Genomic DNA, 12,884 nt, shown 5'->3' on the forward strand with positions numbered 1-12,884 from the left:
TAGCGCGTCGGCGCCGGGCCTGTCGAGCGGGGCGTCATGCGTCCAAATGCGCGGGCGGGGCGCGTGTCGATAGCGCGTCCGACGCGGCCAATCCCAGAAAATTCCCGGCTTTGGCGCTGTTTGGAGCGGATCGGCGCGCCGGGGTTCGGCGCCTGAGCAGACTGCGATCTCAACCTTTGGAGACCGCCATGAGCGATGACGCCAGCGCGCGGCTCGGCCTGCCTTATTTGGCGGCCGGACAGCTGCAGAAACACGTGACCCTGAACGAGGCCCTGACCCGTCTGGACGCCCTGATCCAGACGGCGGTGGTCAGCCGCACGGTCAGCGATCAGCCCGCCGATCCGGTCGAGGGCGCGCTCTACATCCTGCCGGAAGCGGCGACAGGCGCGGACTGGGCGACGCATCCGGCGGGCCGTCTGCTGCGGCATGAGCGGGGCGGCTGGCTGCCGGTTCCGGCGCCGGACGGTCTGCTGGCCGTGGTGCTGGACAGCGAGGAGATATTGGTCCGGCGCGAAGGCGTCTGGACGCCCCTGTCCTTCGGCCTGCCGCAGGAGATCCAGCAGATCACCCGTCTGGGCGTGAACACCACGGCGGATGCGACGAACGTCGTCGCCGTGCGGGCCAACAAGGCGCTGTGGACCGCGCTGGAAAGCGAGAGCGGCGGCGACGGCGATCTGCGCTTCACCTTCAACAAGCAGACGGCGGGCGACGTCCTTTCCCTGCTGTTCCAGAGCGGCTGGGGCGGGCGGGCCGAGCTGGGTCTGGTCGGGGACGACGACCTGCGGCTGAAGGTCAGCCCCGACGGCGGCGCCTGGCGCGAGGTGCTGATGGCCGATCGTCACACGGGCCGGGCCTGGTTCGCCAAAGGCGCGACGCGGCGCGAGACGACGACCCTGACGACGGGCGGCGCCTGGTCCCCGCCTGAATGGGCGCGGTGGGTCGAGGCGGTCTGCGTCGGCGGAGGAGGCGGCGGCGGCGCCGGTCTGGCCGGTGCGGCGGGAACCGTCCGCCACGGCGGCGGAGGTGGCGGCGCGGGCGGCGTGATGAGCGCCCTTTGGCCCGCCGAGGCCCTCGGCGTCGGGCTGACGGTCGTCGTCGGCGCGGGCGGCGGCGGCGGTCCCGACTCGGGCGCAGCGGGCGCGTCGGGCGCGGACAGCCGCATCGCCCTGGGCGGCGTGACGTTGCTGACCGGCGAGGGCGGGCGGGGCGGGGCGGGGGGCTCTGCGGCGTCCGGGCTCGGCGGGGCGGGCGGCGGGGGCCTGCCTCCATCAAACGCGGGCGGCGCATCCGCCGCCACGCTTGCGGGCGGCGGCGGACAGTCGGGCGCCCGCCCTGACGGCGCGGGCGGCGGCGGGGCCGGGGGCGGGCTCAGCGCGGCTAACGTCGCCCAGTCCGGGGGAGCGGGCGGTGATGGCGGCAGTCTGTCCGTGAAGGCGCTTGGCGGCGCGGCCGGCTCAGGCGTCGGCGCGGCGGGACAGGGCGCGCCTGTCGGCGACCTGCACTGGGCGGGCGGCGGCGGCTCCGGCGGCGGCGCGCAGGCCTCTGGCGCGGGAAGCGCGGGCGGCGACGGCGGTCTCTATGGCGCAGGCGGCGGCGGCGGCGGGGCCGGCGTCACCGTGGCGGGCGTCGGCGGGGCGGGCGCGGCCGGCGTAGTCCTGCTGACGGTGATCGGGTGATCCGATGACACGACGCCTGCACCGCATCTTTGAGGCCGTGGAGCCTTGGGAAGACGCCGCGTCCGCTCTGTCGGCACTACCGGAACTGCCGGACCAGGAGATCTGGTCCGCGCCTGACCGCCTCAGCGCCGACGACTGTTTCGACCACCTGGGCGCCGACTGGCGAGGACCGGTCCGTCCGCATGATCCAGAGGATGAGCAATGATGTCAGAACATCTCGACAAGCCCGCCCCCGCTGAAATGGCCGAGGGCCGCTGGCTGTGGCGCCGCCTCTATGTCTATGGCGCCAGTCTGGCGCTGTGGCTGCTGTTGCGCCTGGCCGTGAATCGGGCCGAGGCTGCGGACATGCCGCGCATCGCCGAGGGGCTGATGGGGCTGATCGCCCTGATGCTGCTGCTTTATCTGGTGGCGCCCAGCGCCCAGCAGATCGTCAATCTGGCGCGGCTGCGCGCGGGCGGGAAGCCATGAGCTTCCGTCTGTCGCAACGCTCGCGCGAGCGGTTGAAGGGCGTTCATCCCGATCTGGTCGCCGTGGTCGAGGCGGCGATCCGCCTGACGCCGGTGGACTTCATGATCACGGAAGGACTGCGCACGCCCGCGCGCCAGGCGGAACTGGTCCGCGCGGGGGCCAGCCGGACGCTGAACTCGCGCCACCTGACCGGGCACGCGGTCGATGTCGTCGCCTGGGTCGACGGCGACGTGCGCTGGGACTGGCCGCTGTATCCTCGTATCGCCGAGGCGTTCAAGGCGGCGGCGAAGGATCGGGATGTGGCTCTGATCTGGGGCGGCGACTGGCCGCGCCTGCGCGACGGACCGCATTTCGAGCTGGATCGGGGGGCCTATCCATGAGCGCGCGATTTCTGCGCGTGCTGACGCCTCTGGGGCGGCTGGTCGTGGCGGCTCTGGCGCTGGGCCTGATGTTGCTGATCGGCAAGGGGGCGGGGCTGAGTTGGGATCCGCTCGGTCTGCAGGCCCGGCGTCATGCCGAGACGGAGCGCCGCGTCGACCGGGCCGAACAGGACGCGGCCGCCCGCACGATCGAAGCGGAAGGGCGGGGGCGTCAGACCGATCGCCTCCGCGATTTTCACCAACAGAGCCGGGCTGTCGATCGCGCGACGATCACGGCCGAACAGAAGGCGAGGAGCGCCGATGACGCCGACACACCCCTGGATGACGCTGTCGCTCGGCGTCTTGATGATCATGACCGCGAGCTGTGCCGTCTCTCGCCCCGTCTCGGCGGTTGCGCCGCCTCGGCTGATGCTGCCGCCGGAAGCCGAGGCGCGGTGCGGCCTGGCGCGGTTGCCGCCCCAGGCGACGGCGGCTGATCTGGAGGCCGCCTATGTCCGGCGCGGCGCTCAGATCGCGGCCTGCGACGCGGCGCGACAGCTGGCGGTGGAAACGCTGAGGGACGAACGCGCCCTTATCGACGCCTGGTTGAAGTGCGTGGGGCGGCAAAAAATGCCTGTTAACTCGGTAAAAAATGCCGCCCATCGGTGCTGAAGGGAAGGAAGTGCCGAGTGTCTCGCGGGTCGAGACTGTTTGTTTTCAATAAGATACATGAAGCTAGGCGTTGGTGCGGTCTGGCCCGCGCCTTGCTGCGTAGGCGTCCGAGCAGAATGCTCCCGGCAGCCAAAACGGCGTCGGACATCGTCTGAAGACAAAGGACAGCCAAAATGGCTAACAGCATCAACACCAATGCTGGCGCTCTCATCGCCCTGCAAAACCTGAACGCGACGAATCGTGACCTGAACGTCGCGCAAAACCGCGTGAACACGGGTCTGAAGGTCTCCACGGCCAAGGACAACGGCGCCATCTTCGCCATCGCCACCGCACAGCGCGCCGAAATGGGCGCTCTGGATTCGGTGAAGCAATCGATCCAGCGCGGTCAGTCGATCGTCGACGTGGCCCTGGCCGCCGGCGAGACCATCACCAAGGCCCTGGAAGAACAGAAGAGCCTGGCGGTCGCCATCGCTTCGTCGACCGGCGCGGCTCAAACGGCTTACTTGGCTGACTACAACGCCCTGGGCGGTGAAATCACCAAGGCCCTGGCCGGCGCGACCTTCGACGGCGTGAACCTGTTCTCCAACACCACGCAGCAGTCGGTTCTGACCAGCACCTCGGGCGCGACCCAGAACATCGGCACGGGCGCGGCGATCACGGTCGCCACCACGGCTACCCTGTCGGCTCCGGCGGACGCCACGGCCGCTCAGGCTGCGATCACGGCCGTCGACACCGCCATCAGCGGCTTCACCGCCGAACTCGGCAAGCTGGGCACCCAGTCGAAGTCGATGGAGCGTCAACTGACCTTCGTCAGCAAGATGCAGGACTCGCTGGAAGTCGGCATCGGCAACCTGGTCGACGCCGACCTGGCCAAGGAAAGCGCTCGCCTGACGGCTCTGCAGACCAAGCAGCAGCTGGGCGTGCAGGCGCTGTCGATCGCGAACCAGTCCAGCTCGATCCTGCTGGGCCTGTTCCGTTAACACTGAAGGCGGCGGTTGAGGCCGCCGCCTGACCACCTCTCGCTACCGAGCAGAATGCTCACCGACGCCAAAACGGCGTCGGCCATCGTCTGAAGACAAAGGACAGCCAAAATGGCTAACAGCATCAACACCAATGCGGGCGCCCTCATCGCCCTGCAAAACCTGAACGCGACGAACCGCGACCTCAACGTCACGCAGAACCGCGTCAACACCGGCCTGAAGGTCTCCACGGCCAAGGACAACGGCGCCATCTTCGCCATCGCCACGTCGCAGCGCGCCGAAATGGGCGCTCTGGACTCGGTGAAGCAGTCGATCCAGCGCGGTCAGTCGATCGTCGATGTCGCCCTGGCCGCCGGCGAGATCGTCACCAAGGCTCTGGAAGAACAGAAGGGCCTGGCGGTCGCCATCGCTTCGTCGACCGGCGCGGCACAGACGGCTTACCTGGCCGACTTCAACGCCCTGGGCAATGAAATCACCAAGGCCCTGGGCGGCGCGAGCTTCGACGGCGTGAACCTGTTCAAGGCCAACGCTGCGGCTGTCGACGTCCGCACCGGCACTGGCGCGGCCGACACCTTCACCGTGAAGGCGATCGCGGCGGCGGATACCGCCGTCGCCACCGCCGGCGGCGCGGCGACCGTGGCCACCGCCACGACCGCTGCGGTCGAAGGCGCCATCACGGCCTTCACCGCCGTGCTGGGCGACCTGGGCACCAAGTCGAAGTCCATGGATCGTCAGCTGACCTTCGTCAGCAAGATGCAGGACTCGCTTGAAGTCGGCATCGGCAACCTGGTGGACGCCGACCTGGCCAAGGAAAGCGCCCGCCTGACGGCTCTGCAGACCAAGCAGCAGCTGGGCGTGCAGGCGCTGTCGATCGCGAACCAGTCCAGCTCGATCCTGCTGGGCCTGTTCCGCTAATCCGACGCGGTTAAGGAAGGGGCGGGCCGCTGGTTCGCCCCTTTCTCGCATCGTTGAGACGGGAGGCGCGGCAGGTCCGCGCAGAGGGATATGGCTGACAATGTCGCAGGAGTTTCCAGCGTAACCTATCTGGACCGCGAGCCGCAGGGTGTCGTGGTCGAGCCGAAACCCGCTGTTCAGGCGTCTCAGGACGCAGCCGATGACGCGGGCCGTTACCGACTGACGATCGAGCGCGAGTCGACGGGCTATGTCTACAAGACCCTGGACCGCGTGACCGGGGAGGTGATCCGCCAGTTCCCGCGCGAGGAAGTGCTGAAACTGCGCCAGAGCCCGGCCTACGACGTCGGGAAGATCATCAAGACCGAGGCCTGACCAGCCGCTCGTCCGAACTATGAAGCGCCCCTCGGCATGGCCGGGCGGCGTTAACAGGCGTTGCGATGGCGTTAACCATACGCTCAGGAATCAGCGTCACTAATGCTCGCCAGAATCGGACTGAGGCGAGAACAGCCATGAGCAACAGCGTAATCACCAATGCGTCGGCGCTTGTCGCGCTTCAGAACCTGAACGCCACCAACTCCAAGCTGGCGGCGACCCAGAGCCGGGTGAACACGGGCCTGAAGGTGCAGGGCGCGCGCGACAACGCCGCCACCTGGGCCGTCGCCCAGAACCAGCGCGCCGACATGAATGCGCTGGAATCGGTCAAGACCAGCCTGAACCGCGCCACCTCCATCGCCGATGTCGCCCTGGCGGCCGGTCAGCAGATCTCCGACATTCTGGTGGAGCTGCGCCAGAAGGCCACGGCGGCGGCTGATCCGTCGGCTTCCGATGCGACCCGCAAGGCCTACAACGACGAGTTCCAGTCGCTGCTGAAGTCGTTGCAGTCGTTCGCGGACAACGCCGCTTTCGACGGCGAGAATATTCTGAACGGCAAGGTTCCGGGCGTGACGCCGACACCGAACCCGCTGACGCCGTTGAATTTCCTGGCCAATGCGGATGCGTCCGAGACGATCACCATGAACCGTCAGGACATGACGCTGGAGGGGCTTGGCCTGAATAACGTTTTCGGCGGCACCCCCGGCAACGCCGGTCCGGATGGAATTCCGGGCAATGCGGATGACGTGGCGGCGGTGCCCGGAACGGCTGCGCCCAGCCTGCTGACGGAAGCGAATGCGACAGAGGTGCTGGCCGCCGTCGAGACCGCGCTGGCGACGGCCAACTCCAGGCTGGCCGAACTGGGCGCCCAGTCCAAGCAGATCGAGAAGCACACTCAGTTCGTCACCAAGCTGATGGACTCGCTGGAGGTCGGCGTTGGCAACCTGGTCGATGCGGACATGGCCCGTGAAAGCGCGCGACTGCAGGCCCTGCAGGTTCAGCAGCAACTGGGCGCTCAGGCGCTGTCGATCGCCAACCAGGCGCCGCAGATCATCCTGTCGCTGTTCAAGGGCTGATCGCGGCCCTAGCCCAGCCGCCGGTGCGCGCCGTGTCCTAGCGACAGGGGAGGCGGCCGACGGCGGGTCGGTCGGGGGATCAGGCCATAGAGGCTCATCAGCCTCATCAATATCCAGCGCACGCGTGACATGGGTGGTCTCACCTCGGCTGTGGCGAGGCGAAAACGACGCCGTCGGGCGCCGGTTCCTGGCGACGGTTAAACAGTTCGTTACCGCAGTGAGCGATGCTGACGGTCGGAGGTTTGCGTGGCGGCGATCAACAACGGCTATCTGCTCGGTCTTTTCGGCGCGGGGACGGGTCTCGGCGGCCTACCTTCGGCTGCGCCTGCGCCAAAGCCCAAGACTCAGCCGACCGCGCCCTGGACCCTGACTCCCAAGGAAAAGCCGAGCCAGTCGGACCTGCTGCGTTCGGCGCTGAGCGGGCGCAAACTCGTCAACGAAGAGAATGCGGTCCTTGATGTCAAAGGGGCCTCGTCCGGCGACTATCGCAAGATATTCGCCATGTATCAGGGGCTGACCATGCTGGAAGCCCTGACGACGCGGGCGGGCGAGCGGGGCGTGGGCAGGCTGGAGGCCGACCAGTTGTCGCGCCGTTTCGCCTCGGGCGTGGCCGAGATGACGGACTTCCTGGCCTCGGCTCAGTTCGACGGCGTGCGTATCGTACAGGGCGTTTCGGCCTCGCAGAGCCAGTCCACGGCGGCCGTCGCGCGCGACAATTCCAAATATCTGACCGGCCCGATCCATGACGGCGCCCTGACCGATCCGGTCGCCGCCTTTCAGGGCGACGTGCGCTTCGGCGTCACGGTGAAGACCCTGACGGGAACCCAGACGGTCAACATCGACCTGGCCGAGATGGGGGCGACGCCGCGCACCATGGATGCGGTGCTGGAGCACATCAACGGCAAGCTGGAAGCGGCGGGCGTGCAGACCCGCATCCACCGCCAGATGATCGAGGCCGAGCCGCGAACCGTGAAGGCGGGCGACAAGACCATCACCCTGCCGGCCGGGCCGACGCGCTGGGGGCTGACGGTCAGCGGAACTTCGGCGGAGACGATCAGCTTCGTTCCCGTAGAGGCGCGCGATTCGATCCAGGTGGTGCAGGGCGTCGGGACCAAGGGCGGTCACGAAGTGCTGAAGTTCGACCCGGACGGCAATCCGGTCGCCGGCGCGGGCGGCGAGAGTTTCTGGGTCGAGGGCCGCAGCGGCGTCTCCAACCTGCCGGACGGCGTCGAGACGGTGCGCGCCAGCGCCGCGGGGCCCGACGGCTCCATGTGGATCGTGGCCGACGTCAACGCCGGCTCCTCGACGCAGCCGATCAAGGGCCAGGCCGACGTCGTTCTGATGAAGCTGGATTCGGCGGGCAATGTGGTGGTCAGCCGGGCTCTGGGCGCGGCCTCTAAGGCCAGCGGCTACGCCATCGCCGTGGATGCGGACGGACGGGTGGCGGTGGCCGGCTCAGTGGTCGGCGCCTTGGTTCCTGGCGAGGCCGGAGTCTCGGCCACGACGGCGGACAGCTTCGTCACCGTCTTCGACGCCGAGGGCCGCGAACAGTGGACCCAGAGGCGCGGCGCCAGGGCCGAAGACGAGGCGACGGCGGTTTCCTTCGGCGCGGACGGTCGGGTCTATGTGGCGGGGCGCGCCAAGTCGGCCATGCCGGGAACCTCGGCCGTCGGCGGCTGGGACGGCTATGTCCAGGCCTTCAGCGAAAGCCAGATACACAGCCTGGCGCCGATCAAGGCGACGGCGACCGGCGCGGCCCAGTTCGGCACGGCGGGGGACGACAACGTCCAGGCCATGACCATCGACGGCGACAATCTCTATACGGCGGGCGTCGAGAACGGCGCCTTCGTGCTGCGTCACTTCCGCGTCGGCCCGACGGGCGCGCCTGAACTCTTGAGCGTGCGCGACCTGGGCGCGTCCTCGGGCGGCGAGATCGCCGGTCTGGCGGTGGCGGACGGGCGGCTGATCGTGTCGGGCGCGACGGGCAACGGCGCCCTCAATGCGGGTCAGGCGGTCAACGCGCATGCGGGAGGGCAGGACGCCTTCGTCGCCACCCTGTCCACGGACCTGGCCGCCTCGGGCGCGGATCGGCTGACCTATTACGGCGGCGAGGGCGACGACACGGCCGCCGACGTCAAGGTGCATGACGGCAAGGTCTGGCTGACCGGCGTTTCGGACCGCCCTCTCGGCGCCAAGAAGGATGATCCCACGCGCGGTTATCTGGCGCGACTGGACGCTCAGACCGGCCAGGTGGAATGGAGCCAGACCTGGACGGCGGCCGAGGGGCAGGCCAAGCCGCTGGCCCTGACGGTTTCGTCCGGCGGCGCCAGCGTTCTGGATCGCCTGGGGCTGCCGCAGGGCGAGATCGACCAGAGCGATTCCAAGGCTCTGGTGGACGCCACCGCCGTGCGCGCCGGCGATCGCTTCTATGTGCAGAACCCCGCGACCGGACGACAGACGGCTGTGACCATCGAGGCCAAGGACACGCTGCAATCCCTGGCGCGCAAGATCGAACTGGCCTCGGGCCGTCATCTCAAGGTTACGATCAAGACGGACCGGGACTATCTGACGGGCATGGACGGCGACACGCGCGTGACCAGCGGCGGCGTCCAGCGTCTGTCGATCACCAGCGCCGACGGGCGGGCCGGAGCCGTGCTGATCCCCGGCGAAGGGGGGCGCGACGCCCTGGCGGGGCTGGGCCTGACGCCCGGCTTCATCGGCAAGTCGGCGGACGACAAGAAGAAGACCTTCGGCGTCGACCTGTCGCCGCTGCTCAATCTGTCCAGCGCCGAGGCCATCGCCAAGTCAAAGGATCAGGTGCAACTGGCGATCAAGGCCATGCGCGACGCCTATCGCGCCCTGTCGCCCGAAGCGTCCAAGCCGCCGGTCACGGGACAGGCGCCGGCCTATCTGCAGGCTCAACTGGCCAACTATCAGGCCGCACTGGCGCGACTCACAGGCTAAGCCGGGGTGAACGGCGCTTTCGGTTGACGGCCGTGGGGCGGACGGGGTTAGTGGAGCCTTCGTTAGCGTTGAGAGCTGCATGGCCCTTTCCAAAGACAATCGCACGGTCCTGATCGTCGGCGCCGGCCTGGCCGTCGTCGGCGCGGTGGCGGCCGCCCTGGTCTTTAGCGGCGGGCGCGACGGACCTGTCGAGGCGCCGCCGGCGTCCAAGGGCGGACTGACCATTGATGTCGCCGAAGCCCCGACCCTGGAGCCGACGCGCGAGCTGCGTTGCTTCGTCAACGGACAGTTCGTCGGCCTGGCCACCCTGGCCGATTGCGCCCAGAAGAACGGCGTGGCCACCAGCGCCCTGGATGTCGGCCTGGACGCCTCCGGTTCCCTTGTCGCCGCTCCAACCGCGTCCTTTGCTCCGCCGCCTGAACTGCCTGCGGCCCCGATGGTCGAGCTCGCTCCCGCCGGTCAGCCTGGAACGGTTGAAGACACGCGCCCTGCGCCGGCGTCGTCAGGCTCGGCCTGTCTGCGCCACACCGGCTCGGAATGGCGACAGATTTCGGGCGACATGAGCCTGGCCGCCTGCGTGCAGGCCCTCTATTCCGGTACCTGCGTTTCACCAGGTGAGGCGCGTTATGGCCGTTGGGGCGACTCCACCCTGCGCTTGGTGCCGCGTCGCGTCGAGCAGTCGACGGACAACAACCGCTTCCGCACGCTGGCCCAGCAGGATCGCCAATGTCAGTTCCCGGAGTTGTGAGCATGTCGCGGTTTTCGATCGCGGCCATGGCCGTCGTGCTCGGCGGCGCGGGTCTCTCCGCTTGCGCCCAGAAGGTCGAGGCGCCGGCCGACAAGGGCGTCTGCTACCATGTGGGCGACGCCGACGACGGCGGCGCGCTTTTCAATGTAGTCGCTCGCGAGCAGCCGCAGATTGAGTTCTGCGCGGCGAGGCTTGAGGAGATGCGTCTGCGCTTCCTGCGTATGGGCGGGAGCAAGACTGAATTGGTGGGCGCTTACCAGGGACAGTTCATCTTTATCGATCGCGCGGGCGTCAAGTTCGGCAAGAGCCTGGACGGCCCTCGCTTCTTCGCTCTGGCGCGCACTGGCGACGGCCGGCTGGCTATTCCGGGCGCTATTCAACGCCAGATGGACGGTCGCCCCATCGCCGTCGCACCGAACTAATTTCGCCGTCCTTCGCGGCGTGAACAAAACTGGAACATTTCGTCGATCTCCGCTAGAGATCGACGCAACGATATATAAAGGACATCGGTCATGGCGGGCAGCGTCAACAAGGTCATTCTGGTCGGCAACCTGGGTCGCGACCCGGAAATCCGCTCGCTGAACAACGGCGATCGCGTCGCCAACCTGCGTATCGCCACCTCGGAAACCTGGCGCGACAAGGCGACGGGCGAGCGCAAGGAAAAGACCGAGTGGCACTCGGTCGTCATCTTCAACGACAACATCGTCAAGGTGGCCGAGAACTATCTGAAGAAGGGCTCGACCGTTTACGTCGAAGGCGCGCTGCAGACCCGCAAATGGACCGATCAGCAGGGCGTCGAGAAGTACTCGACCGAGATCGTCATCCAGCGTTTCAACGGCCAGCTGACCATGCTGGGCGGCCGCAGCGACAGCCAGGGCGGCGGCGGTGATCGCGGCGGCTACGGCGGCGGTCGCGACGACGACTATTCCTCGGGCTTCTCGACCGGCGGCGCCAACAAGCCCTCGGGTCCGAAGGAAAGCTACGACCTGAACGACGACATTCCGTTTTAAGGTTCGTTCAGCGGAACATGAAGGCCGCGCCTCTGCTGGGGGCGCGGCCTTTTTCAATGAAGGATCAGCGCGCGAAACGGCCCTTCTCGGCGGCTTCGGTCAGGGCCTGGCGGACGGCGGCGGTCAGTTCGTCCATGGTCTGCACCTGACGCACGCCATAGGCGCGGGCGGTGATGTCGACGTTGCCCTTGCGCCAGAAGCCCTCGGGGGCCAGCACGATCAGCTTTCCGCCGCGCGCGTGCAGGCCCATTTCCAGCAGGCTGATCGGGCTTTGCGTGCCGGGTGCGAAATACATGACGATGACGTCGGCGCTTTCCAGCGCGGCCAGCTCCCACTCGACCTGGCGGCGGAACTCCGGCTCGTCCGCCTCGGGTCGCCAGGCGGGGTTCCAGTCGGGGCGGCGCGGATTCAGCACCGTGACGTCCATGTCGCCCAGGGCTTGCGTCAGCGCCGCCTGCCAGTCGGGCGCGCCGCCCATGTCGATGCTGCCGCCCAGGAAGACGCGCGGACGGCTATTGTCGATCGGCAGGGGCTGGGGCGAGACGACGAGCGTCGGCTCGGCGGTTGCGGGCGCTGCGGCGATGCAGGCGGACACGACGGCGAGGGCGGACAGCAGGGCAGGGGTCTTCATGGCGGCCTCTATAGCCGACAGGGCGGGCGGTTGTGCAGGGTAACCTGCGGTCATGCTTCGTGAGAGGCCAATCGTCGCGCCCTGTGGCAAGCATGGGGGCGTGTCCAGTTCCTCCTCCTCCCCGCACGCGCTGACGCCGCTCGAGATCGCCGCCATCGTGGCCGTTCTGGTCATCTGGGGCGTCAATAACGCGGCCGCCAAGGTCGCCACCGAGGTGCTGCCGCCGCTGATGACGGGGGCGCTGCGCTTCGCCATCGCCGCGGCCTGCCTGGTCTGGTTCGTGCGGCCGCCGTTCCCGAACTGGAAGAGTCTGCTGATCATCGCCGTGGTGGGCGGGCCGATCCACTACGGCCTGATCTACCTGGCCTTCTGGCTGGCCAATGACGTCAGCCCAGTGACGGTGGCGACCCAGCTGTGGATTCCGCTGACGTCCCTGTTCGCCTTCCTGTTGCTGGGCGAGCGGATTTCGCGGATGGCGACGGCCGGCCTGGTGATCGCCTTCATGGGCGTCGCCTGGATGACGCTGGACCCCCACGCCTTGCAGGACTGGAAGGCCATTCTGGCAGGGGCGCTGGGCGCCTCGGCCTGGGCGCTGACGACGGTGATCGCGCGGCGCACGACCTCGATTCCGCCGCTGAAGATGCAGGGTCTGCTGGCGCTGATGGCGTTTCCGGCGCTGACTCTCGGCTCGGCCCTGTTCGAGACGGGACAGTGGGAGGCGGCCAAGGCGGCGACGCCGCTGGTGTGGGGCACGCTGGTCTGGGCGGGGGTGATCTCGTCCGTGTTCGCGACCAGTCTGATGTTCTGGCTGGTGCAGCGGCGCGAGGCCGGGCGGGTGACGCCCTATCTGCTGGGCTCGCCCCTGGTGTCGATCATGATCGGCGGCCTGTTCATGGGCGATGTGCTGACGCCGCAGATCCTGACCGGCGTGGCGATCGCCCTGGCGGGCGTGGTGACGGTGGCCCTGGGGGAGCGCGGCTTGCGCGCCGGGGCTCCCGCCAAGGTTTAGGCGG

General features: G+C 68.3%; 16 protein-coding genes. 14 read left to right on the forward strand and 2 right to left on the reverse strand.

Annotation, left to right across the window (positions count from 1 at the left end; all coding sequences use genetic code 11):
* Positions 1-188: 188 nt before the first annotated feature.
* The 4 genes from EGK63_RS16875 to EGK63_RS02240 are packed head-to-tail and all read left to right on the forward strand — an operon-like array spanning position 189 to position 2,524.
* On the forward strand, positions 189-1,676 hold the full coding sequence (locus EGK63_RS16875) for a DUF2793 domain-containing protein (RefSeq protein ID WP_125899717.1): 1,488 nt from the start codon (positions 189-191) through the stop codon (positions 1,674-1,676).
* Positions 1,677-1,680: 4 nt separating this feature from the next.
* A complete protein-coding gene (locus EGK63_RS02230) occupies positions 1,681-1,881 on the forward strand; it encodes a hypothetical protein (RefSeq protein WP_125899718.1) in 201 nt (66 codons plus the stop codon).
* A complete protein-coding gene (locus EGK63_RS02235) occupies positions 1,878-2,144 on the forward strand; it encodes a hypothetical protein (RefSeq protein ID WP_125899719.1) in 267 nt (88 codons plus the stop codon). Before EGK63_RS02230 ends, EGK63_RS02235 begins: the two co-directional genes overlap by 4 nt.
* Entirely contained in the window at positions 2,141-2,524 is a 384-nt protein-coding gene (locus EGK63_RS02240) for a M15 family metallopeptidase (protein ID WP_125899720.1), read from the forward strand. Before EGK63_RS02235 ends, EGK63_RS02240 begins: the two co-directional genes overlap by 4 nt.
* Here the strand turns inward: EGK63_RS02240 and EGK63_RS16425 are convergent.
* Positions 2,515-2,877: a hypothetical protein gene (locus tag EGK63_RS16425; RefSeq protein WP_165906509.1), complete on the reverse strand. Its 363-nt coding sequence runs from the start codon at positions 2,875-2,877 to the stop codon at positions 2,515-2,517. The two genes, EGK63_RS02240 and EGK63_RS16425, sit on opposite strands and share 10 nt — an antisense overlap.
* Between EGK63_RS16425 and EGK63_RS02250 the strand changes: the two genes are divergently transcribed.
* The 9 genes from EGK63_RS02250 to ssb all read left to right on the forward strand — a co-directional run bounded on the left by EGK63_RS02250 (position 2,876) and on the right by ssb (position 11,240).
* Positions 2,876-3,175, forward strand: coding sequence for a hypothetical protein (locus EGK63_RS02250; RefSeq protein WP_243637535.1), 300 nt, complete (start codon positions 2,876-2,878; stop codon positions 3,173-3,175). The two genes, EGK63_RS16425 and EGK63_RS02250, sit on opposite strands and share 2 nt — an antisense overlap.
* Before the next feature lie 173 nt (positions 3,176-3,348).
* The gene (locus EGK63_RS02255) at positions 3,349-4,155 is read left to right on the forward strand and encodes a flagellin (RefSeq protein ID WP_125899723.1); all 807 of its coding nucleotides are present in this window, start codon (positions 3,349-3,351) and stop codon (positions 4,153-4,155) included.
* 111 nt (positions 4,156-4,266) lie between these two features.
* The gene (locus EGK63_RS02260) at positions 4,267-5,070 is read left to right on the forward strand and encodes a flagellin (protein WP_087140798.1); all 804 of its coding nucleotides are present in this window, start codon (positions 4,267-4,269) and stop codon (positions 5,068-5,070) included.
* Positions 5,071-5,160: 90 nt separating this feature from the next.
* Positions 5,161-5,442 (forward strand): flagellar protein FlaG, encoded by a 282-nt coding sequence (locus tag EGK63_RS02265; protein ID WP_125899724.1) that lies wholly within the window; start codon positions 5,161-5,163, stop codon positions 5,440-5,442.
* 137 nt (positions 5,443-5,579) lie between these two features.
* Positions 5,580-6,518, forward strand: coding sequence for a flagellin (locus EGK63_RS02270; RefSeq protein WP_125899725.1), 939 nt, complete (start codon positions 5,580-5,582; stop codon positions 6,516-6,518).
* Between the two features lie 246 nt (positions 6,519-6,764).
* The gene (locus tag EGK63_RS02275) at positions 6,765-9,482 is read left to right on the forward strand and encodes a transcriptional regulator (RefSeq protein ID WP_125899726.1); all 2,718 of its coding nucleotides are present in this window, start codon (positions 6,765-6,767) and stop codon (positions 9,480-9,482) included.
* A gap of 79 nt (positions 9,483-9,561) precedes the next feature.
* Positions 9,562-10,230 (forward strand): hypothetical protein, encoded by a 669-nt coding sequence (locus EGK63_RS02280; RefSeq protein ID WP_125899727.1) that lies wholly within the window; start codon positions 9,562-9,564, stop codon positions 10,228-10,230.
* A gap of 26 nt (positions 10,231-10,256) precedes the next feature.
* Positions 10,257-10,652 carry a hypothetical protein gene (locus tag EGK63_RS02285; protein WP_243637536.1) on the forward strand — a complete coding sequence of 132 codons (396 nt, stop codon included), beginning with the start codon at positions 10,257-10,259 and terminating at the stop codon, positions 10,650-10,652.
* Between the two features lie 90 nt (positions 10,653-10,742).
* On the forward strand, positions 10,743-11,240 hold the full coding sequence (gene ssb / locus EGK63_RS02290) for a single-stranded DNA-binding protein (RefSeq protein WP_125899729.1): 498 nt from the start codon (positions 10,743-10,745) through the stop codon (positions 11,238-11,240).
* 64 nt (positions 11,241-11,304) lie between these two features.
* Here ssb and EGK63_RS02295 read toward each other — a convergent pair whose 3' ends face one another.
* Positions 11,305-11,871 carry a nucleoside 2-deoxyribosyltransferase domain-containing protein gene (locus tag EGK63_RS02295; protein WP_125899730.1) on the reverse strand — a complete coding sequence of 189 codons (567 nt, stop codon included), beginning with the start codon at positions 11,869-11,871 and terminating at the stop codon, positions 11,305-11,307.
* 52 nt (positions 11,872-11,923) lie between these two features.
* On the opposite strand from EGK63_RS02295, the gene EGK63_RS02300 reads away from it, so the two are divergent.
* Complete coding sequence (locus tag EGK63_RS02300; RefSeq protein ID WP_125899731.1) at positions 11,924-12,880, forward strand: DMT family transporter; 957 nt, start codon at positions 11,924-11,926, stop codon at positions 12,878-12,880.
* Positions 12,881-12,884: the final 4 nt, after the last annotated feature.

This window comes from Brevundimonas sp. 357 (genome assembly GCF_003938605.1).
Taxonomy (GTDB): Bacteria; Pseudomonadota; Alphaproteobacteria; order Caulobacterales; family Caulobacteraceae; genus Brevundimonas.

Bases quoted from the DNA above. Each gene is read 5' to 3' on its own strand.
- EGK63_RS02285 (WP_243637536.1), top strand. From the start codon at position 10,257: ATGGCCGTCGTGCTCGGCGGCGCGGGTCTCTCCGCTTGCGCCCAGAAG.
- EGK63_RS02295 (WP_125899730.1), bottom strand. From the start codon at position 11,871: ATGAAGACCCCTGCCCTGCTGTCCGCCCTCGCCGTCGTGTCCGCCTGC.
- EGK63_RS02250 (WP_243637535.1), top strand. From the start codon at position 2,876: ATGACCGCGAGCTGTGCCGTCTCTCGCCCCGTCTCGGCGGTTGCGCCG.
- EGK63_RS02280 (WP_125899727.1), top strand. From the start codon at position 9,562: ATGGCCCTTTCCAAAGACAATCGCACGGTCCTGATCGTCGGCGCCGGC.
- EGK63_RS02265 (WP_125899724.1), top strand. From the start codon at position 5,161: ATGGCTGACAATGTCGCAGGAGTTTCCAGCGTAACCTATCTGGACCGC.
- EGK63_RS02255 (WP_125899723.1), top strand. From the start codon at position 3,349: ATGGCTAACAGCATCAACACCAATGCTGGCGCTCTCATCGCCCTGCAA.
- EGK63_RS02260 (WP_087140798.1), top strand. From the start codon at position 4,267: ATGGCTAACAGCATCAACACCAATGCGGGCGCCCTCATCGCCCTGCAA.
- EGK63_RS02230 (WP_125899718.1), top strand. From the start codon at position 1,681: ATGACACGACGCCTGCACCGCATCTTTGAGGCCGTGGAGCCTTGGGAA.
- EGK63_RS16425 (WP_165906509.1), bottom strand. From the start codon at position 2,877: ATGATCATCAAGACGCCGAGCGACAGCGTCATCCAGGGGTGTGTCGGC.
- ssb (WP_125899729.1), top strand. From the start codon at position 10,743: ATGGCGGGCAGCGTCAACAAGGTCATTCTGGTCGGCAACCTGGGTCGC.
- EGK63_RS02240 (WP_125899720.1), top strand. From the start codon at position 2,141: ATGAGCTTCCGTCTGTCGCAACGCTCGCGCGAGCGGTTGAAGGGCGTT.
- EGK63_RS02270 (WP_125899725.1), top strand. From the start codon at position 5,580: ATGAGCAACAGCGTAATCACCAATGCGTCGGCGCTTGTCGCGCTTCAG.
- EGK63_RS16875 (WP_125899717.1), top strand. From the start codon at position 189: ATGAGCGATGACGCCAGCGCGCGGCTCGGCCTGCCTTATTTGGCGGCC.
- EGK63_RS02235 (WP_125899719.1), top strand. From the start codon at position 1,878: ATGATGTCAGAACATCTCGACAAGCCCGCCCCCGCTGAAATGGCCGAG.
- EGK63_RS02300 (WP_125899731.1), top strand. From the start codon at position 11,924: ATGCTTCGTGAGAGGCCAATCGTCGCGCCCTGTGGCAAGCATGGGGGC.